Origin of the sequence: Paraflavitalea devenefica (assembly GCF_011759375.1) — a bacterium.
Classification (GTDB): domain Bacteria; phylum Bacteroidota; class Bacteroidia; order Chitinophagales; family Chitinophagaceae; genus Paraflavitalea; species Paraflavitalea devenefica.
On the sequence record NZ_JAARML010000001.1, the window covers coordinates 172,366 to 192,576 of the forward strand.

The following is a 20,211-nucleotide window of genomic DNA, read 5'->3' on the forward strand; positions in this document are numbered from 1 at the left end:
AACAGTATGACAGCGCATAACAAAATATCAGCGATCCTATTTTCACTGCTATTGATCACTATTACTCATACAGGCTGCCGTAAGGGATGGCTGGATGTGAATTACAATCCGGGAGAACTGACCGATAGCCTTGCGACACCCGACCTGGTGTTACCTTCCTTACTGGACGAATGGACGGCAGCAAGCGGCATGGACTTCAAAGTAAATTTTAATGGCTTGCTGAACCAATGGATGGGATACTGGTGCGAACCGCTGGCATCTCCGGGTAATTCCGCCCAAACGTATAATATCGTAACTACCAGTTGGTCCTGCAATCCAAGGATCAGTCCGCTGTTGCTGGAGAACAAAGCCCGCCGCACCAATCAAACTTTTTATGAGGGGATAGCCAGGATCATACAGGCGCTTACCTGGAGCAGGAATGTAGACGTTCTCAATAATATTCCATACCGGGAAGCCTTCAAACAACATATCACGCAGCCAAAATATGATAAGGGGCAATTCATTTATGAGGAATTGATGAAGCAACTGGACACCTCCATCCACCTGATAAAAAACGCTGCACTTGACAAGAACCTGAGAATAACAACGGCTGATATTATGTTTCACGGTGACAAGGGTAAATGGGTCCGGTTCGCGAACACCCTGAAACTTCGCTTACTCGTTCACCAGGCTAACCGCCCCGAAAGAACGGCGTATATTCAAAAGGAGATTGATAAAATACTGGCAGAAGGGTCCGGGTTTCTTAACAGTGGTGAAGATGCATCCGTTAACCCGGGGTATAATGAGCAGCAACAAAGCTTGCTGTACCAGGTATATTGCAGGCACAATATCTATGCTTTCTTTTGGTATGCAGCTTCGGCAAATATTGTAGGCCTGAATTTCCTGAAAGAAAATAATGATCCAAGGTTAGGGTTTTTCTATGCTCCTGTGCAGATGTCTGTGCCGGCAGGTGCCCCCGAACCCTTTTCCCAGCCCGGCCCTTTGGAATACCGGGGCAATAAATTCGGGCTTCCGGTTAATGAAGCTGAATATCAGCACCAGGGCGCATTGTATGTATCACAAGCAGGAAGCATAGCTGCTCATGGACCTGTTACTCCGTCTTCTTCAGGAATTTTTAAAGGGTATAATATGAATGATTGGATAATGACAAGCATTGAAAGCCTTTTTTTACAGGCAGAAGCTGTACAAAGAGGATGGATACCCGGAGATGCCGAACTCGCCTACAAGAATGCGGTAAGAGAATCTTTCAGATGGCTGAACGTAGGCGGGAACAGCACCTTGCCGGAACTTTCCGATGCTGTGTTTAACGAATGGTATAATGATCAGGTAGATAACGGAAATCCCTATGTAAGCTGGCCTGATGCGCCCAACAAATATAAATTGCTGATGTTCCAGAAATACCTGGCATTTAATGGCATTGAGCCATTTGAAACATGGGTGGATTACAGGAGGAACAATGCCTACCCTGGCATTCCCTTATCTGCTGATCCGGGACGGGTTGCTGATGTCATGCCAGTCAGAATGCCATACCAGGAGTTGGAGTATATCAACAATGCAGAAAATGTAAAGCAGCAGGGAGTCATCAATATATTTACCAGCAAGATATGGTGGATGCCTGATTGAGGACCAAATTTAAAAATAAAGTAGCTATTACCCGTTTAGGCTACTTGCAGGGAGAGCCGCTTGAGGCTCTCCCTTTGTCATTCCGATCTCAGGCTCTTCACGGGGTTTACTAACACTGCTTTGATCGATTGGAAGCTTGCCGATGGCGGGCGTATTATTTACATTGCCTCCAGTACCACTTCTTTCCCTGTTCCCGGCATGGCTGTTTACGGCGGCAGCAAAACAACGCCCCGCTACCTGGTGGACATCCTCTCGAAGGAGATATTCAGTGGCCGCAGAATCTTAAGCCCGCAGCAGTTCCATTCCCCTCCTGAAACCGTCTATTGGTCAAAGAAATTTTACCCGGGCATCCCCCGGCCGTAGGTTTGGAGAAATCTTTTTTATGAGGCTAATAGCACTAATCTACTTCTTTCTCCTGCTGGCCGGCGTGCCTGTAGTCTGTGGGCAAGCACCCGCCAAACCAGTTTCTGGCCCTTCAGGCGAATGGCCCGCCTATGGTAATGACGCAGGCGGTACCCGTTATTCATCTTTGAACCAGGTAAACAACCGGAATGTAACTGCACTCAAGGTAGCCTGGATATACCAGACGGGCGAATTGAAAATGTATGAAGGTACCAATGTTATGAAACAGGCTGCTTTTGAAGCCACGCCTATCATGACCGGCGGCACGCTTTATTTCAGTACACCCACTGCGCGGGTATTCGCCATTAATGCTGCTACCGGTAAGGAACAATGGGTGTTTGATCCCAAAATGGACCTGCGGAATGGTTATTCAGAAATAACGTCAAGGGGGGTGTCTATCTGGCCCGCAGGTGGGAGGCCGGATGGTAAAAATGTAACAAGAATTTTTATCGCTACTATTGATGGCCACCTGATTGCGCTGGATGCCAAAACAGGCAAGCCCATTCCTTCTTTTGGCGAGCAAGGTACTGTTGATCTGAACAAAGGCATGGGTGGCCGGATCGGTGTTACTTCCCCGCCGGCCATTATTGGCAATACGGTGATTGTAGGTTCGGCGATGGGCGATAACCAACGGTTTGATTATCCACCCGGAACAGTGCGGGCATACGATGTACTGACGGGCAAGCTTAAATGGGGTTGGGACCCTATTCCCCGCGACTCAACGGATAAAGCATGGGCTACCTGGAAAGGTCCCAAGGCGCATCAGGCAGGCGCTGCCAATGCCTGGGCTACTATTTCTGTGGATGCTGCACGCGATCTTGTTTTTGTTCCGACCAGTTGCCCAAGCCCGGATTATTATGGCGGTGAACGGCTGGGGCAAAATTTGTATGGCAATTCTATTGTAGCCCTGCGCGCTTCTACCGGCAAACTGGTTTGGTATTACCAGGTGGTGCACCATGATCTCTGGGATTATGATATTGCTGCGCAACCGGTACTGACAAATATTACGAAAAATGGTAAGCAGGTTCCGGCAGTCATAGTGGGCACGAAGATGGGGCATGTTTTTATTCTGCACCGGGAAACGGGTCAGCCTTTATTTCCCGTGGAGGAACGACCGGTAGCTGCTTCGGATATTCCGGGTGAAGAAGCCTGGCGCACGCAGCCATTTCCTGTATTGCCGGCGCCATTGGGTATACAAAGTATCAGCGAAAAGGATGCCTGGGGCCCTACTGAGCAAGAAAGAGCAGAAGCTAAAAAGAGAATAGCCCAATACACCAATAAAGGCATTTTCACGCCGCCTTCGTACAAAGGTTCCGTAATGACACCGGGCAATGCCGGCGGTATTCACTGGGGTGGTATGTGTGTGGACCCAAAGCAACAGGTACTGGTCACCAATATTAACCTGCTGCCTGCTATTATACGTATGGTGCCACGCGAAAAGATTGCCGAGTTCAGGGATAAAGCAAACAATGTAGTACGGGGAGAAACCGGTATGCAACGGGGCACTCCTTATGTGATGAACCGGGATTATCTTTTCAAAGTGGATAGTAACGGATTCATAATGCAAACCACTCCTCCCTGGGGCACCCTGGTAGCGATAGACCTGAAGAGTGGTCTTAAAAAATGGGAGGTGCCGTTGGGTTATATGCTGGACTCTGCCAAATACCCGGGCGCCCAAAAATGGGGCTCACTCAATTTTGGCGGGGCTATGGTAACAGCAGGCAATTTAATATTTGTGGCTGCTTCCCGGGATGGTCATCTGCGCGCCTTCGATACCCACACTGGTGCTGAGGTTTGGAAGTACCTGCTGCCGGCTGGTGGACAGGCTACGCCCATGACCTATGCAATAAATGGTAAGCAGTATATCGTGATCGCTGCGGGCGGTCATGGAAAACTCGGGACTAAGCTGGGAGATTATGTGATTGCGTTTGCGCTGGAATAGCCATGTTTACCAACTTATGCTGACCTGTAGTCCATCACAATCATTAATAAATTTCAGCAGGCAGGTATGGGAGGCCTGATCCCAGGAAGACTCCACTGCCCAGGGCTTACTATCCTTTAGCACACTTACCTGTACAGGTTTAGCCGGCAATAATACGCGCATTACGTTGTTGGTTCCTGAAGGACTTTTAGTAAGGAATGACCAGGTACGTTTTCGGGTTGTTTCATTATACACCCTTGAAGCGGCCGCCAACATAACAGGACGATTCTTATCCTTGATATGCCGGAGGTTGTATAAATAAGCCTGCTGTCCCGGCTGTACTTCTTTTTTATTGATCACCGGTAAAGTGGGGTCAAAGAGATCAATGAATGAGCCATTGAGTTGTAAAGGCTGGTTGTTTACGCTTTCATCCATTACAGCGGCTATGATGTAGGGGCCACGCTCCACATAAAAGCTATTCTTCATTTCCAGCCGGCCAGCCCGCGCTTTCTGTTCATACGCCTGCCTCACGAGTTGCAGTAATGCTTCATCCTGTCCGGGTTGCATGATCAGTTCTTTGGGGTCCTGGCGGATGATGTACACCTCCCCTTTTCCAAATGGGTACTGTGTTTTTCCTTCGCTGGGGAGGATGTTCATTTGTTCAAAGAGGTGCACGGAGGGTGCACTGTATTGATTGCCGTTGGTATTCCACCATTCTTTTACCTGTTGAAAGGGATCATTGTCCCTTCCGTAATAAATAAGCACGCCACCTTTTTTCACCCACGCGGCCAGTTGCTGGTGCGCTTCCGGAGCCAGTGGCTTCATGTTGGCATAGCTCATGATGAGTACTTTGGTATTTTCCAGGCTTTGTTTAAACCCGAGGTTTTCTATGTGCACCGTTTCAACAGGAATGCCTCTTTTGAGCAGCGGCAATACCATGCCATAAAAATTAGATAGTTGCGGATCTTCATAGTTGTTGTGGGTAGGGAAGCGCTGGAACATCATGGAATTGGCCAGCAATACCCCAATGCCTTTGGAACCACTGACCGTCGTGGAAGATGCCGGCATTTGATTGAGTGAATTGATCATTACCTGTACCTGGGTGGCATAGGCCGGCGACATGGGCTGCGGCGTACTGTTGTTCTCCAGTTTGAATTTTCCGAGGTAGATGCGATTAGGCCAGGGCATTACTTCATAGTTATTCACGCCGGGATACATGAGCTGCGCGGTGAAGGTAGCCTGGTAGTTCCGTTTGTAATCATCCCAGGTACGGGGCCAGTCTTCTATAGGATCGGTTAAGAACCAGATCTTCCTGCCGGTGGGCGCCGTCATGGACAACATAGACCCATATTCGAGGAAAGCGTTTTCAAATACCCTTTCTTTTTTAACGCCGTTAAAGTAGTTGGGTTCACGGGCAGTGCCTGTCCACACTTGCGCAATATACCCATCCATGCCTGGTAGTACAGCCAGACTTGCTTCGGGGCTCACAATGCGCCAGGATGAGTAGTTGAGCAGGGAATGGGTAGGCACATAGCATTTTACCCTTGTTCCTTTGCTTTCACTGTATTCCTTGGCGTAAGCAAATACATCCTTCAAGGCATTGAAGTATAGCTGGTATTTTAGTTTTGATGAAAGATAAGTGGCTTCCGGCGAAGTGTGCTGCGGTATCCAGGGGGAACCATAGTATTGCTGCCATTCTTTTTTGAAAGACTCACTGTACCCTGCCCTTGCCCAGTATTCAGGTTCCTCGAGGTAGATGGCCGTTACTCCGGCATCAATGGCCCGCTTTATGAGTGATTTGATGTAGGTAAGGTAAGCGGCAGATGGCACTACATAAGGAACATCTTTTCCGTGCCATATTACGTCGCCATTCTTATCCACCTGGCCATCTTCATAATGCGTTTTACCGTCAAATTTCCCGGTAAAGTAATCCTGGTACTCGCCCCAGGCTATGCCTGTCATGAATTGAATGGTGTATCCCCGTTCCCGGTAGGATTGTACCCTTTGCTCAAAGTTCTTATCTATGCCATAAACAATGGCTATATCCGACCGGATATCGTACTCCGGACGCCAGGGCGCCGCTACCTGGAAAGAAGTTTTATCTTTCAGGCTATCACTTTTCTGTGCCTGGATAGTGCCGGCAAACAGTGCCAGGGAGGCGAGTATGATTCTGTTCAGCAGCAACTTCCCGTTATATTTGGGTATCAACAGCTCAAACGTTTTAGATGGGGAAGTTACAGAAAAAAAGATATTAAAAACAGGGGTATAGCTGGTAGCATTCCCCCCTGCCTCTTCATAAATATTGCTTAGGCCACTACCGCTCCTTTGTTGTATTTGTTCTTGTAATCAATGGGCGACAGACCGGTTATTTTCTTGAATACGGTCCGGAAGGCTTTGGTATCAGAATACCCTACTTCATACATAACCTCATTGACATTCTTGCGAGTATTTTCCAGGTGTTTTTTGGCCGCTTCAATTTTCACCCGCTGAATGTATTCAACAGGCGTATTGTTGGTCGCTTTTTTAAAGCGCCTTTCAAAGTGCCGTCGCCCGATAGCAAATTTTACGGCCAGCTCTTCCACTGATATTTTCTCGGTCACATTTTTTTCAATGAATTCCTGCGCCATCCGGATGGGTTCATCCTCATGTTTTTTCTGCCCGTTGAACATGATAAAGGGCGACTGGCTTTTCCGGTCTATTTCTATGGCAAAGAATTTAGAGGTGAAGATCGCCATTTCACGGCCTGCATATTTTTCCACCAGGTATACAAGCAGGTTCCAGTAAGAATTGGCCCCGCCGCTGGAATAAAGCCCTTCTTCTTCCGTAATGATCCTGTCATCTACCAGGGTGATCTCGGGAAACATATTACGGAATTCGTTGGCATAGATCCAATGGGTGGAACATTTTCTACCGTTGAGCAGGCCGGTGGAGGCCAGGAGGAAGGCGCCAATGCAAAGACTGGCTACTTCTGCCCCCAGGGCATGCTGTTTTACAATCCAGGGAATAAAATCCTGGTTTTTGGCCAGCGCTGCCTGCAGATCACCACTGATGGCAGGCACAAAGATCAAATCTGTTTTTTTTACATCCTGCAACAGGACATCGGTATGTACAGTAAAAGTGCCCTGATTCAATAGTACTTGTTTGGAAAGTCCTACCAGTTCCACTTTAAATAAGGGTGCATCCCCTGCTTTTATCAGGAAATCATTGACCGCCGTAAACATGTAGCGGGGGTCGGTAATGCTTGCCAGGACTGCCTCTTCAGGCACCAGGATAGATACGTGTTTCATCCGTTCTTTTTATTATTTGGTTGGCCGGACGTTCCTTACGGTCCATCCGAATGTTTTTTTGGCCAATAGGTTGGCCCCGGTTGATTGGTGTTTCAGTCCGGAATAAAAGGGGAGTAAATGAATCAGTCTGAGCAACCAAATTTAAAACAAAATGGTTACACATTCAAACCCTTTTTCAGTATGTTTTATAATGAGTTAAGTACGGGTTATCACCCTATGAATAGCAGTTTGGGGTGTAAGAATGGCTTAAAAGGCAACGAGGGATAGAGGCAGCAAGGCACTGAGGCAGCGAGGCAACGAGGGGAGAAAACCGGGTGTCGCAAAGCGCCTGTTATTAGTCGCAACTACACGCGATGAGCGCTGTGACCCCTCCGTAGATTTGTATATGCAAATTTTTTACGCAGATGAGAAAAGTAGTTGTATCTATTAATATTACGCTCGACGGCTTCATGGCAGGCCCCCATGGAGAGCTGGACTGGCATTTCCCCCTGTGGAACAGTGAAATGGCCGATTTCGCCTATGAACAGTTGTGCATGATGGACAGTATTTTACTGGGACGGGTGACTTACCAGGCCATGGCCAGTTACTGGCCCTATGAAGCCAATAACAACGCCAACGGCCGGCAGGAATGCAATTATGCCTATATGATGAATCATTACGAAAAGATCGTGTTTTCCAAAACGCTTCGGACTGTGGAATGGCGGAATGCCCGGCTGGTCAAGAAGAATATTGCCAAAGAGGTGGCTGAACTGAAGCAACAACCGGGGTTGGATATGATCATTTTTGGTAGTGGCAGCATTGTTTCACAATTAATGCAGTTGGATTTAATTGATGAATATGTATTGTGGTTACATCCGGTGGTATTGGGCAAAGGGATTCCTTTATTCCGGGAATTGCAGCATCCTTATCCCCTGAAACTGCTTAAGACAAAAACTTTTAGTTCGGGCGTAGTGATCCTTTATTATGAGAAGGCAGCAAGGCATAAAGGCAACGAGGCAACGAGGGGAAAAGGCAGCGAGGCAATAAGAAAGAAAGGCATTGAGGCATAAAGGCAATGAGGCGGCAGGGAGGATTGGAGGTTTGATTATTCCCGCAATGCGTTAACTTGCGTCAATGCATGCGCTCAATGATGTTCACCAGCAGTTTGCCGAATATTTTGGGATACCAGCACTAAAGCCATACGCCTGGCTTTTATCCAAAAAACTGAGTGAAGGACATATTTGCCTGCACCTGGATAAATTACCCGCCGGCAGTGATGAATTACCCCCTTATTATGACCTTATACCCGGCTATCTTTCGCCGCTCAAAACTGTACCACTGGTAGGCAAGGACGGTGATGACAGCCATCCTTTTGTATTGTATCAAAACAGGCTGTACCTGCAGCGCTATTTCCGGTATGAAACGGGTTTCCTCGACCGTATCCGTCAATTCCTGGCGGCAGAAAAAGCACAACTCCCCCACCGGCTCGCCCTGCTTCAACAGCACCGGGCATTTATCAGTGCACTGTTTGCCAACACCGGCAGCCATTCTACTATAGCAGATGACAATGCCGACTGGCCACTGGCCGCCGCCATTACCGGCATCCTGCACAATTTTACCATTATCACGGGTGGTCCCGGTACCGGCAAAACGACCACCGTAGCCAAGATACTCTCGGTATTGTATACCATTAACCCAGCGCTGAAGGTAGTATTAGCTGCTCCTACGGGAAAAGCGGCCGCCCGCATGGCAGAAAGCCTGCGCCAAACAACATTACCCCTCGAAGCAACGATACTGGAAAAGTTTCAATCACTCAATCCCTCTACCATTCATCGCTTACTGAAACCGGTAGCCGGCACTCCTTATTTCAGGCACAATAAGTTACAGCCACTGGAGGCCGATGTAGTGATCGTGGATGAGTGTTCTATGATAGATGTGGCCCTGTTTGCCAAACTGCTGGACGCCATTGCACCGGCTACCCGCCTGATTATGCTGGGCGATAAAGACCAACTTGCTTCGGTAGAAGCCGGCAGTTTGTTTGGCGACCTTTGCCTGGCGCAACCTGTGCTGAACCAGTTTTCTGCAGAGCGGCTGGCCCTGATCAATACGTTTATTGATGATCCGTCATTCCATATCCCGGACAGTCATATCAGTCATAACGATACACATCCTTTGTTCCAGCACCTGGTAGAGTTGCGCCGCAGTCATCGCTTCACGGGCCATACAGGTATTGGCTCATTCAGCAAAGCCATTATAAAGTATGATACCGCTGCACTGCAACAATTCATGACACCCGGTGCTGATGAACAGGTAGTGATAGATCCGTTTTACTCCAATGAGTTGTTTGAACAATTTATCGCCGGCTATACGGCCTTCATTGCCGAAAAGGATATCAGCAAAGCCCTGAAGCTCATGAACAGGCTGCGGGTTTTGTGTGCTGTAAGGGAAGGAGAACAAGGCCTGTACGCGATCAATAGCCGGATAGAAAAGTACCTGGACAGCAGGAAACTGATACAATATACCCTGCCTTTTTACGAGAACCGGCCTATTATCCTGACACGGAATTATTATGAGCATGGATTGTTCAATGGCGATACTGGTATTATCCGCGCCAATGACGAGGGAGTACTGATGGCCTGGTTTGAAGACAGTACCGGCACACTCAGGTCCATTATGCCCGGCTACCTGAGTGAAGCAGAAACGGTATTTGCCATGACGATACACAAAAGCCAGGGCTCTGAGTTTGATGAGGTGCTGGTGGTGTTGCCTTCCCTGGCCGATGCCCCCTTGCTGACCCGCGAGCTGCTGTACACTGCAGTCACCAGGGCTAAAAAAAGAGTATATGTACAGGGATCGGAAGCCACGGTGCTGGCAGCCGCACAACGGGTGGTGGAAAGAGCGAGTGGCATTGCAGCCCGCTTTCAATCCGGGCAACCCGAAACCATTTTATAACTATTCACTGTGAACGAAGCATGGCATTGTACCTGAAGGTGTCCAATTCACTGGAAAGTCTGGCTACGGCATTATCCGATAACCTGAAAGAGTCAGGCGACAGTGTATTTGACCCGTATTATATCGTTACCCAAACGGATGGGATGAATAACTGGCTGAAGCTGCAGATAGCCGGTCGCCTGGGTATTACGGCCAATTGCCATTTCCTGAAGCCCAACGAACTGATCCACCAGCTTTATTATTTGCTGGGCGGCGCTTATACCGAAATGCTGAGCGCCACGAACCTAAGCTGGTTGCTGTTTAAGCTGCTGGGTGAAAAAGACTTCATCAACAGGTTTCCCTATATAGCCGATTATTTCCGGAATGCCGGACCGGAAGAAGACACCCGACGCATGGCACTGGCCGAAAAGGTGGCCGACCTTTTTGACCAATACCAGGTATACCGGCCGGAGATGATCAGGCAATGGAATGAAGGAACAACCACCAACGATCCGGATTATAGCTGGCAGCAATTTCTATGGGCAAAAGCGAGGAAGGAAGCGGAAGGGGCTCTACCCGATAAAACAGTGATAGGCGCCTGGATACTGGATCAACTGAAGCAACGCCCTGCCCCCGGCAACCTGGCGGCCCGTATGCCCCGTGTGCAATTGTTTGGCCTGTCCATCATCACGGCTTATCACGTTCAGATCCTTTATGAACTATCGGCTATTATTGATGTTTATTTCTATTTTATCAACCCGGCCCCGCTTGTGTATTGGTTTGAAGACCGCAGCGAGAAGCAATTGGCCGGATGGCGGCAAAAAGGTTATAAGCAACTGGAAGGCAGCATTACCGGCAATACCCTGCTCACCAACTGGGGACGCGTGATCCAGGACTCCTTTGCTTTGTTCTTCCGGCACGATGAGTTCTTGAATGCGTATGAGGATACAGGAATTGTGCCGCCTGTTCCGGACAGCCTGCTGCATAAGATACAGCATGATATTTTCAATGCCGCCACTACCCACCGCAACCAGCTTACCCGCACGGATCTCCAGGATGGCTCTATCCATATCAATGCCTGCTATACAGTAGCCCGGGAAGTGGAGGTATTGTATAATTACCTCGTTTACCTGGTCGATCAAAAGCAGGAGGCTTTATCGCCCCGTGATATGGTGGTGATGGTGAGTGATATTGACCGGTATGCGCCGTATATCAAAGCGGTATTCAACAATGCACCTTATCAATTCCGGTACATTATTGCCGACGAAAGTTATAATGAGAGTGATAATATTTTTACGGCCCTTCATGCTATCCTGTCTTTGAATGAAGAGAATTTTAAGGCGGAAGCGGTATTGCAGTTGCTGGACTCTTCCCTAATCCGCCGGCGTTTTAGCCTGACGGATGTAGCGCGCATCCGTGAGGTGGTGGATGCCGCCAATATACGGTTTGGCCTGGCAGGACGGAAAGAAGAGGAGACCCATTTTGTAAGCTGGGAGTACGGCATTAAACGCATTATGTATGGCATTTGCATGAGTGGCGAAGGGGTATATGATGATGGCAGCGATACTTTTTATCCGCTGGATATACTGGAAGGCAGCGATGCCCTGGAGGTCATCCGCTTTTGTCACTTCGTCACGGTGTTGATGGATACTATCCGGCAAAGAAGGGCTCCCCGTGATATTGCGGGCTGGGTGGAATATGTAGAATACCTGTTGCATAACCTGGTAGTAGAACCGGCAGAGGATACAGATGAGGATTACCATGCACTGATGAAGCACCTGGCCGAATATAACCTGCTGCATGAATACATGACAGAAGCGGTAAGCTTTGAAGTGTTTGGCCATAACTTCCTGCAGTTGCTGACGGGCACCACGCGTACCGGCCTGTTTGCCAATGGTGGTATTACTTTCTGTTCGCTGATCCCCATGCGCAGTATTCCTTTTAAAGTGGTGGCCCTGATGGGACTTGATTATGATAAGTTTCCGCGCCGGGAACAGCCTGCCAGCTTTAACCTGATGAATAAGCAACGGCAGCGCGGTGACCGGAATGTAAAAGAGAATGATAAACACCTGTTCCTGGAAACGGTCCTTTCGGCCAGGCAATACCTGTATATCAGTTACCTGGGGCAGCATGCCAAAGACAATAGCCCCCTCCCCCCCTCGGCCCTGGTAGATGAACTGATCGAATATATAGAGGCCGGGGCAGACACTCCTGATGAAGTACGCCATCAACTGATCACCCGGCACCCCCTGCAGGGTTTCAGTCATCAATATGCCACTGGTGATAGCCGGTTGTACAGTTACCTGAACGCTGTTACAGCACCGGAGAAGCCTGTATTACAGCCCGACAAGGCAGCAGATCCCCTACTATTTGAAGAGGTTATGCTGGACGACCTGATACGTTTTTTCCGGAATCCCTTTAAACTTTATTACAATAAGGTATTGGGCATTTACTATGATGATGAGCCCGTATTGCTGAATGACACGGAGTTGTTTGACCTGGACAAGCTGCAGCAATGGGCCTTGAAAAACCGCTTGCTTACCACACCTGATGCAGAGGAGCTGCAACACAAACTGGTAATGACCGGCGGATTGCCGCTGAAGAATATGGCCTCCGTAGCCGTGAAAGAAGTAGAAGAAGCGGTGATACCGGTACGTGACCTGTATACAGCCTGTACTGGTGGCAGGGAGCCGGAAACGATCACCCTATCTCTTCCTGTGGAAGGCAGCCTGGTAAGGGGAACCATCCAGGGAGTTTTTAATAAAACACTGGTGCAGGTATCGTGGTCTAAAAATGAAACCAAATACCTGATCGAGACCTATATCCGTTACCTGGCGGGTGTAGCAGCCGGTGAATTGACGGGCGCCTGTTTTATATCAGGCGCTAAGAAAGAAGACGCTTTCAAGGCTGCCCATATTGTAAAGGCAGATGCTATTGAACGACTGGCCGCACTGGTAAGTATTTATAAAGCGGGCTTCGCCACACTCTCTCCTTTTTACCCTGATTTTGATATTACGCCGGATAAAGTGAAGGAGCTGGATGTTGAACAATTCAATAAGCTTGTAGACAAGAAACTGGAAAGGTCTGACGATCCTTATATCGTGCCTGAATACAATAAAGGATTTTATGACCGGGAGGAAGTGCTGGAGCAGTATAAGACCATTGCCGAACAGGTGCTGGTACCTTTGGCGGATGTATTTCCCGGTTATTATGATTAATAGTATGACATGAGTGCGCACAAACAATATATAGACTTTAATGCTTCCACGGTACCGCTGCAGGATAGCAACCTGATTGAAGCAAGCGCCGGTACGGGTAAAACTTATTCTATCGCTATCCTTGTATTGCGGCTGGTACTGGAGCAGCAATTGTCTGTTAAAGAGATCCTGATGGTAACCTTTACCAAGGCAGCCGTGGCAGAGCTGGAAGAAAGGGTGCGCCTGTTTATCCGTAGCGCCCATAAGTATGCAGCCGGAAAGGAGATTGCAGACGATAATATTAAAGCATTGGTGCAGCAGGCCATTGACAGCCGTGGCCAGGAAGTGGTAACACAGCAACTCAGGGATGCTGTATTGTTCCTGGACGAAACGGCTGTGCTTACTATTCATAGTTTCTGCCAGCAGGCGCTGAATGAGTTTGCCTTCGAAACGTTTCAGTTGTTTGGCGCCGAGATGCTGCCCGACTTTGCCCCTGTGATAGAAGATGAGCTGAATAAGTTCTGGCGCAGGCAGGTAACTACCCTGCCAGCAGAACTGCTGCAATTTATCTGGAATGAGGGTATGCGCACCGCTATCCGGGAGATATTACAGAACCATTTAAGTGGCAAAAGGTACCCCGGCTTTGAAGAGCATACCAATTATACGATCACCAAAGCCAAACAGGAAACCTGGCGTAAGGAACTGGCCAGGTTGCATGAAGAACAGCAGGCGCTTGACCAGTCATTGTTCGCTTACGTATCAGATAATGTTGGCGAACTGCAAGCCATTTGTGAAGGGAATGCCAATGCCCGGAAAACTTTCCTGCCCAGCCTCTCTTCACCCAACAATTTTATAGCCATCGTTAAGGAGAAAAAAAGCAAGGTTGCTTATGTGACTAAGCTCTTTCCGGCAATCACTACATTGATTGATGAACTAGAAGCTGTTGAGGTAAAGATGAAGGCTATCGTTCAATCTATCCTGCAACAATTATCCAGCCTGGCCATACAGGAAGCAGGGAAAGGCATACGGTTGTATAAAGAACGCAATAATGTACTGAGCTATGATGACCTGATCGGCAACCTGCATTATGCGCTTACGGTACGGGATAACAACAAACTGGTGGAAGCCTTGCAGAAGAAATACAAGGCTGTTTTTATTGATGAGTTCCAGGATACAGACCGGCAACAGTTTGATATCTTTGATAAAGCCTTCGGACAGGGTACGGTCCTCTTTTATATCGGCGATCCCAAACAAAGTATTTATGCCTGGCGTAAGGCGGACATTTTTACTTATTTCAAGGCGAGGGATGCGGTGAAGCACCTCTACAGCATGAACCATAATTACCGCTCATCGGCCCTGATGATACACGCGATGAATGCGTTCTTCCTGCCTGCGCCCGGCTTTGACACTTTCTATTTTGAGCAGCAGGAAAATGCCATTGATTATATACCGGTGGAAAGTCCGGCGCCCAATACCAAAGGTGAATTCCTGCAAGATGGCGCGGCAGCGCCTGCTTTTTCCATTTTTTCCTTTCCGAAAAAAGAACCCCTGCTGGATGCTGTGGCGGCACAGGTAGCCCTGTTGCTGCAGGACACCGGTTACCTGATTGATAAGAAAGGGATACGACGCTCTGTTATCCCTTCTGATATCGGCATCCTGGTGCGCACGGGTACACAGGGTAGTGAAGTAAAAGCCAGGCTGGCGCGGCTGGGTATTCCAGCCGTGACGATAGATGATGCCAAAGTACTGCAATCAGCAGAAGCAAGGCACCTGCTTTACCTGATGGAAGCCATTGCTGCACCCGATCGTTCCTCTATTAACAGGGCTCTACTCTCTCCCTTTACAGGATTTGGCACTGCACAGATACTGCAACTGGATGATGGTGCTGTACTGGAACTGTTTACCAAATACAAGAACCGCTGGCAGCAGGATGGCATTTATACAGCCCTGATGGATTTTGTAGCCGACTTTACGGTACAACAGGTATTGCTGGCATCGCCAACAGCCAATGGAGAACGCATTATTACCAACCTGTATCAACTGACAGAGCTGGTACACCAGGCCGAAAGCCGTAAAAATCTTTCTATACCGGAATTGATCTCTTGGCTCAGGCGTGGCCTTGATGGCATGCATACAGAAGGCGATGAATTTACCCAGCGCATGGAGAGTGATGAGGAAGCTGTCAAGATCGTAACGATCCATAAAAGTAAAGGACTGGAGTATAATATTGTATTGGCGCCTTTTCTTGATTTCGTGGAGAACAAGACGTATAATTTTGTCAGCTTCCGTGATCCGGCAACAGGAGATTATATAGGTGCTGAAAGAGACCGCTTATCACCAGAGCAGCTCAAGTGGCAGCAACAACAGGCTGAACAGGAAAACCGCCGCCTGCTGTATGTGGCCATCACCCGCGCTGTATATGCCTGCTATCTTTTCAGGAATGAGTATTATAGGACTTCTACCCTGGCCACTTTTGTGAATGCCCTTACAGGGGTTGATCCTTCACTGATAGCCTTTGTAAATGAAGCGCCTGAAGCACCGGCCACGCCGTACAGGCAGGCTTCTGTCAATAAAGTATCAACAACCACTGCACCGGTCCGCTTTTCCCTGCGCGAAGAGAACTGGCGCAAGATGAGTTATACGATGCTGGCCGCCAGGCCCGATCACCAGGTGCCGGCCCGGTCATTACCCTTACCCGAAGCGTATGATCATTTCATTTTTTATACGCTCAGGCGGGGGGCCAAGACCGGTAATTTCCTGCACTTTATTTTTGAGCATATTAATTTCACAGAAGACAGCCGCTGGAACAAATGGCTGGAAGAAGCTATCCGCCGTTTTGCGCCAGGCCAGCAGGAGGTATACCTGCCCATGCTGCAGGAAATGTTGCAGCATGTATTGCATGCTATTATTGGTATAGAAGGAGCGCCCTTTACGCTCTCCACTGTTGCCTGGCATAAACGCATGCCCGAATTTGAGTTTGATTTCCCGGTGCCGTTATTTCCACCCGATCAGCTCCATTCCCTTTCCGATGACCAGGCCAGCATACTGGTCCGCCACCTGCATGGCCTGGCGGGTCATGAACTGGAAGGCATTATGAACGGAAAGATTGACCTGTTCTTTGAACACGGAGGGCGTTATTACGTACTTGACTGGAAATCCAATTATCTCGGCAATGCATTGAGCGATTATGCACCGGCCGCACTTGCCCAAACGATGAACGATAATAATTATCATTTACAATACCTCATTTATACCCTGGCAGCTAAGAAGTACCTGGAGAGCCGCTTAACGCATTTTGACTACCACACACAGTTTGGTGGCGTCATCTATGTTTTTGTAAGAGGAGTAAGAGCGAACAGCGAATACGGCATTTTCACCCATAAACCTCCGCTGGAGAAGATCACTGCACTGGAAAGGATTATCGGGAAAGCAAGCGCTGTGTAGCTTAGTCTGTTCTTTGTAAACCTTTAATCTTATTATCAAGGTTATTCATGGCACTCACACAACTGTCTAACCGGAATAAGATCCGGTCGAACCTTTTGGCAGGAATAGCCAGTTGATTCTTGAGAAGCGCAACCTGCCGGTTAAGACTGTCCAGCGTGCCTTTTGTACTATCGTTGCCATTATTTTTTTGCAGGGCTTCTGCCTGCTTTGAAACCAGCTCTATAATAGCATTCAGACTGTCCAACTCTATAGAATAGGTCACCGCCTGGTCTTTTAATGAATCAAGGTATACAGTCAGCTTTGAACGTTCCTGTTGCATTTTCTTCAAGGCAGGCTCTTTTTTCTGCTGAGCCAATGCGCCCGCACACCAACAAATACTCAAAAGGAATAATATACCAGGTTTCATATAGTTCTTACTGTTCATTACAAGAAAGATACCATTTTTAGTTTATCTAGTCAAAGCAGTTTGACATATATCATTTGTGGGCTTATTGCCATTCAGACGGATATAAAAAAAGCTACTTCATAAGAAGTAGCTTTTAAAAATATTGTACTTTTTTGCTTAATCGCCCCAGATCTCGTCTTCTCCTTTCAGCCATTTCTTTACAAGGGCTGTTGTAACAGACTTGGGCCTTTCGATCGGGAATGCGAGGGCGCGGTCCCAAATGAGGCTGGCCAGTACACCCAATGCACGGCTTACGCCGAAGAGCACGGTATAGAATTCATATTCCACCAGGCCATAGTGCACCAGAAGGGCACCGCTGTGCGCATCCACATTGGGCCAGGGATTTTTGATCTTACCCAATGATTGTAAAATGGGCGGCACTTCTTCATAGATGTTCCATACTGTTTGTACCAGCGGATCATCGGGCATATGCTTTTTACCAAACTCCATTTGCGCGGTAAAGCGGGGGTCTGTTTTACGCAATACAGCGTGTCCATAACCCGGCACTACCTTTCCATCACCCAATGTTTTCTTCACATATTCACCGATCTGCGCGCGGGAGGGATTGTCTGTGTTCAGTTGCTCGCGCATTTCAAAGATCCACTTGATCACTTCCTGATTAGCCAGGCCATGCAGCGGGCCGGCCAGGCCATTCATCCCTGCGGCGAGGCTGAGGTAAGGGTCGCTCAGGGCGGAGCCTACCAGGTGGGTAGTATGGGCCGATACGTTTCCACCTTCATGGTCGGCATGGATGGTCATGTACAGGCGCATCAGTTCTTTAAAGCTCTCGTCTTCAAAACCCAGCATATGGGCCAGGTTGCCTGCCCAGTCCAGCAGTCCATTGGGATGGATGTGCTGGTTGTTTTTATATTTCCTGCGATAGATATAGGCCGCTACTCTTGGCAGGCGGGCTATAAGGTCCATCGCGTCATCAAAAACCGGCTCCCAGTAATCTTTTTTATTAATGCCTTCCGCATAGCGTTTGGCAAAATTACTTTCTGTTTGCAGGGCCATGATACCTGTTACAAACATGGTCATGGGGTGTGCTGTTACAGGCAGGGCGTCAATAGCATCAAATACGTGATTGGGCACGTGGGAACGACGCTGCCAGATAGAGCTGATGTAGGCTACATCTTCTTCATTGGGCAATTCGCCAATGAGCATGAGGTAAAACAACCCTTCAGGTAAAGGCTCACTACCACTTTTGGCTTTAGGCAACTTTGTCTGTAATTCGGGAATGGAATAACCACGGAACCGGATACCTTCCTGTGAATCCAGCAAAGAAGTTTCACTTACCAGGCCGGTAATACCACGCATACCCTGGTAAACCTGTGATAATTGCACTTCTCCTATCTTTTTAGTACCATGCTCTTTCAGCAGTTCTTTGATCTCAACTGCCGCTACGTCTGCCTTTGCTTTAAACCTTTCTTTGAGAATGCCCATGATGGAACAAGATTATATATAAATAAACGAAGTATTTACAGATATTGATTCTTGGCCGCTAAAGTTAAACCAAACTCGTTCAATAGAACAAAATAAATTCAACGTAGTTGGCCTTCCTGCTATTAATGCCACCAAATTAATAGGCTTTTAATAAAACCGGCGAAATTTATTTTTTTCTTATTTCGTGCTTATTGTTTGGTTATTTAAGTACATCAACAGTATTGCAACCGGGGTCACCCCGGTATTGCTTAACTTAACCTGACGTATACTTATTTAGGTGCTGTGCGGTATAACCATATGGCGATGGCCCCAAAAATAATATTGGGCATCCAGGCGGCCAGTAAAGGGGGGAAATTGCCTTTGGTAGAGAAGGTAAGGGAAAACTTATCCATGACCACGAAAATGGCCGCTGTGATGATACCGGTAGCCAGGTGAAGCCCGCTGCCACCACGCGTTTTACGCGACGCCACAGCAACGCCTATTAAAGTAAGGATCACCACAGAGACCGGTGTGGCATCGCGCCGGTAGCGGGCCACTTTAAAATCATTCAACCCTTCCGTACCCCGGATCTCTTCGGCCCTAATGAACCGTTCCAGTTCGGGAGTGGTCAATTTATCTTTCAGGTACTTATCAGGTTTGATCTCATTGGGCCTCACGTTCAGCTTAATATCCATAGAAGGCCTCGTGGTGACGGTTTCTTTCAGCCCGTCAATCGTCCTTTCCACCACGTTTTCCAGTTTCCAGCCTTTTTTGGCAGTATCCCACCGCAGTGTTTCGGCCCGCAGGTTGTACACTACCTGGGTTCCTTTCATCCGCTCCAGGAAAAAGCCATTGGTAGCAGTCTTACTGGTAGTATCGTAATTGCGCAGGCCGGCAAAGGTGTTGGTGTCTACCCGGATATAATAGTTCCGGGACTTTTTGCCGTACTCGCCCTGTTCATAAGAGCTTTTGCTGTCAATATAGGTGGATTGGAAGTTACCATATATGATATTGGCCTTGGGGATCAGGTATTGGGAGGCATACCAGAAAAAGCCGCCCAGCAATAAGGCGCCGATCATGTAGGGGCGCAGCATACGGTTGAAGCGGACCCCGCCGGCCAGGATGGCCACAATTTCCGAACGCCCGGCCATTTTGGAGGTAAAGAAGATGACCGCAATGAATACCATGAGGGGGAAGATCATGGATAAAATAAAGGGAACGAACCCGATATAATATTTCATGATGATCTGCCAGGTGGAAAGCCCGGTCTTCACAAAATCATCCGCCTTTTCACTGGTATCAATCACTACTGAGATCAGGGTAAAGATCAATGCAATGAACAGGGTAGTTGTTAGAAATTTCCTTAATATGTACCAGTCGAGTATCTTCATAATGCAAACCTGCCAGGGATTTCTCCATACACACCCAGGCAAAGGGAACAGGTTTTTGCCTGAACGCGGCAAATGTAGCTTAAAAAGCACGAAGAGGGGGTTAACGGTGTTTTAAAAGAATCAAAAAGTCCCCTTTTCCCCCCTGCCAAACCTTCGTTTTCATAGGATT

General features: G+C 48.1%; 12 protein-coding genes. 7 read left to right on the plus strand and 5 right to left on the minus strand.

What is annotated here, in order from left to right; all coding sequences use genetic code 11:
• The first annotated feature begins 6 nt into the window (after positions 1-6).
• From HB364_RS00630 to HB364_RS00640, 3 genes are all read left to right on the plus strand, one after another.
• Positions 7-1,623 (plus strand): SusD/RagB family nutrient-binding outer membrane lipoprotein, encoded by a 1,617-nt coding sequence (locus HB364_RS00630; RefSeq protein WP_167285970.1) that lies wholly within the window; start codon positions 7-9, stop codon positions 1,621-1,623.
• Between the two features lie 120 nt (positions 1,624-1,743).
• Positions 1,744-1,986 carry a hypothetical protein gene (locus tag HB364_RS33010; RefSeq protein WP_246228268.1) on the plus strand — a complete coding sequence of 81 codons (243 nt, stop codon included), beginning with the start codon at positions 1,744-1,746 and terminating at the stop codon, positions 1,984-1,986.
• A 19-nt stretch (positions 1,987-2,005) separates the two neighbouring features.
• On the plus strand, positions 2,006-3,967 hold the full coding sequence (locus HB364_RS00640) for a pyrroloquinoline quinone-dependent dehydrogenase (RefSeq protein ID WP_167285971.1): 1,962 nt from the start codon (positions 2,006-2,008) through the stop codon (positions 3,965-3,967).
• 6 nt (positions 3,968-3,973) lie between these two features.
• On the opposite strand, the gene HB364_RS00645 is transcribed toward HB364_RS00640, so the two are convergent.
• Both HB364_RS00645 and HB364_RS00650 read right to left on the minus strand, forming a co-directional pair.
• Entirely contained in the window at positions 3,974-6,154 is a 2,181-nt protein-coding gene (locus HB364_RS00645; RefSeq protein WP_246228270.1) for a hypothetical protein, read from the minus strand.
• Between the two features lie 98 nt (positions 6,155-6,252).
• Positions 6,253-7,233 (minus strand): GlxA family transcriptional regulator, encoded by a 981-nt coding sequence (locus HB364_RS00650; protein ID WP_167285972.1) that lies wholly within the window; start codon positions 7,231-7,233, stop codon positions 6,253-6,255.
• Positions 7,234-7,637: 404 nt separating this feature from the next.
• Between HB364_RS00650 and HB364_RS00655 the strand changes: the two genes are divergently transcribed.
• From HB364_RS00655 to HB364_RS00670, 4 genes are all read left to right on the plus strand, one after another.
• Positions 7,638-8,282 (plus strand): dihydrofolate reductase family protein, encoded by a 645-nt coding sequence (locus tag HB364_RS00655; RefSeq protein WP_167285973.1) that lies wholly within the window; start codon positions 7,638-7,640, stop codon positions 8,280-8,282.
• A gap of 64 nt (positions 8,283-8,346) precedes the next feature.
• Complete coding sequence (recD, locus tag HB364_RS00660) at positions 8,347-10,164, plus strand: exodeoxyribonuclease V subunit alpha (RefSeq protein WP_167285974.1); 1,818 nt, start codon at positions 8,347-8,349, stop codon at positions 10,162-10,164.
• A gap of 20 nt (positions 10,165-10,184) precedes the next feature.
• Positions 10,185-13,361 (plus strand): exodeoxyribonuclease V subunit gamma, encoded by a 3,177-nt coding sequence (recC, locus tag HB364_RS00665; RefSeq protein ID WP_167285975.1) that lies wholly within the window; start codon positions 10,185-10,187, stop codon positions 13,359-13,361.
• A gap of 9 nt (positions 13,362-13,370) precedes the next feature.
• Positions 13,371-16,784: a UvrD-helicase domain-containing protein gene (locus tag HB364_RS00670; RefSeq protein ID WP_167285976.1), complete on the plus strand. Its 3,414-nt coding sequence runs from the start codon at positions 13,371-13,373 to the stop codon at positions 16,782-16,784.
• Position 16,785: 1 nt separating this feature from the next.
• On the opposite strand, the gene HB364_RS00675 is transcribed toward HB364_RS00670, so the two are convergent.
• From HB364_RS00675 to HB364_RS00685, 3 genes are all read right to left on the minus strand, one after another.
• Positions 16,786-17,112 carry a hypothetical protein gene (locus HB364_RS00675; protein WP_167285977.1) on the minus strand — a complete coding sequence of 109 codons (327 nt, stop codon included), beginning with the start codon at positions 17,110-17,112 and terminating at the stop codon, positions 16,786-16,788.
• Between the two features lie 234 nt (positions 17,113-17,346).
• Positions 17,347-18,672, minus strand: a complete 1,326-nt coding sequence (locus tag HB364_RS00680; RefSeq protein WP_167285978.1) for a citrate (Si)-synthase, eukaryotic — start codon at positions 18,670-18,672, stop codon at positions 17,347-17,349.
• 269 nt (positions 18,673-18,941) lie between these two features.
• Positions 18,942-20,042 (minus strand): LptF/LptG family permease, encoded by a 1,101-nt coding sequence (locus HB364_RS00685; RefSeq protein ID WP_167285979.1) that lies wholly within the window; start codon positions 20,040-20,042, stop codon positions 18,942-18,944.
• Positions 20,043-20,211 lie beyond the last annotated feature (169 nt).

What these genes read in the sequence shown, in the direction of transcription:
- recD (WP_167285974.1), top strand. Translation starts at nt 8,347, where the DNA reads ATGCATGCGCTCAATGATGTTCACCAGCAGTTTGCCGAATATTTTGGG.
- recC (WP_167285975.1), top strand. Translation starts at nt 10,185, where the DNA reads ATGGCATTGTACCTGAAGGTGTCCAATTCACTGGAAAGTCTGGCTACG.
- HB364_RS00670 (WP_167285976.1), top strand. Translation starts at nt 13,371, where the DNA reads ATGAGTGCGCACAAACAATATATAGACTTTAATGCTTCCACGGTACCG.
- HB364_RS00685 (WP_167285979.1), bottom strand. Translation starts at nt 20,042, where the DNA reads ATGAAGATACTCGACTGGTACATATTAAGGAAATTTCTAACAACTACC.
- HB364_RS00680 (WP_167285978.1), bottom strand. Translation starts at nt 18,672, where the DNA reads ATGGGCATTCTCAAAGAAAGGTTTAAAGCAAAGGCAGACGTAGCGGCA.
- HB364_RS00650 (WP_167285972.1), bottom strand. Translation starts at nt 7,233, where the DNA reads ATGAAACACGTATCTATCCTGGTGCCTGAAGAGGCAGTCCTGGCAAGC.
- HB364_RS00630 (WP_167285970.1), top strand. Translation starts at nt 7, where the DNA reads ATGACAGCGCATAACAAAATATCAGCGATCCTATTTTCACTGCTATTG.
- HB364_RS00655 (WP_167285973.1), top strand. Translation starts at nt 7,638, where the DNA reads ATGAGAAAAGTAGTTGTATCTATTAATATTACGCTCGACGGCTTCATG.
- HB364_RS00640 (WP_167285971.1), top strand. Translation starts at nt 2,006, where the DNA reads ATGAGGCTAATAGCACTAATCTACTTCTTTCTCCTGCTGGCCGGCGTG.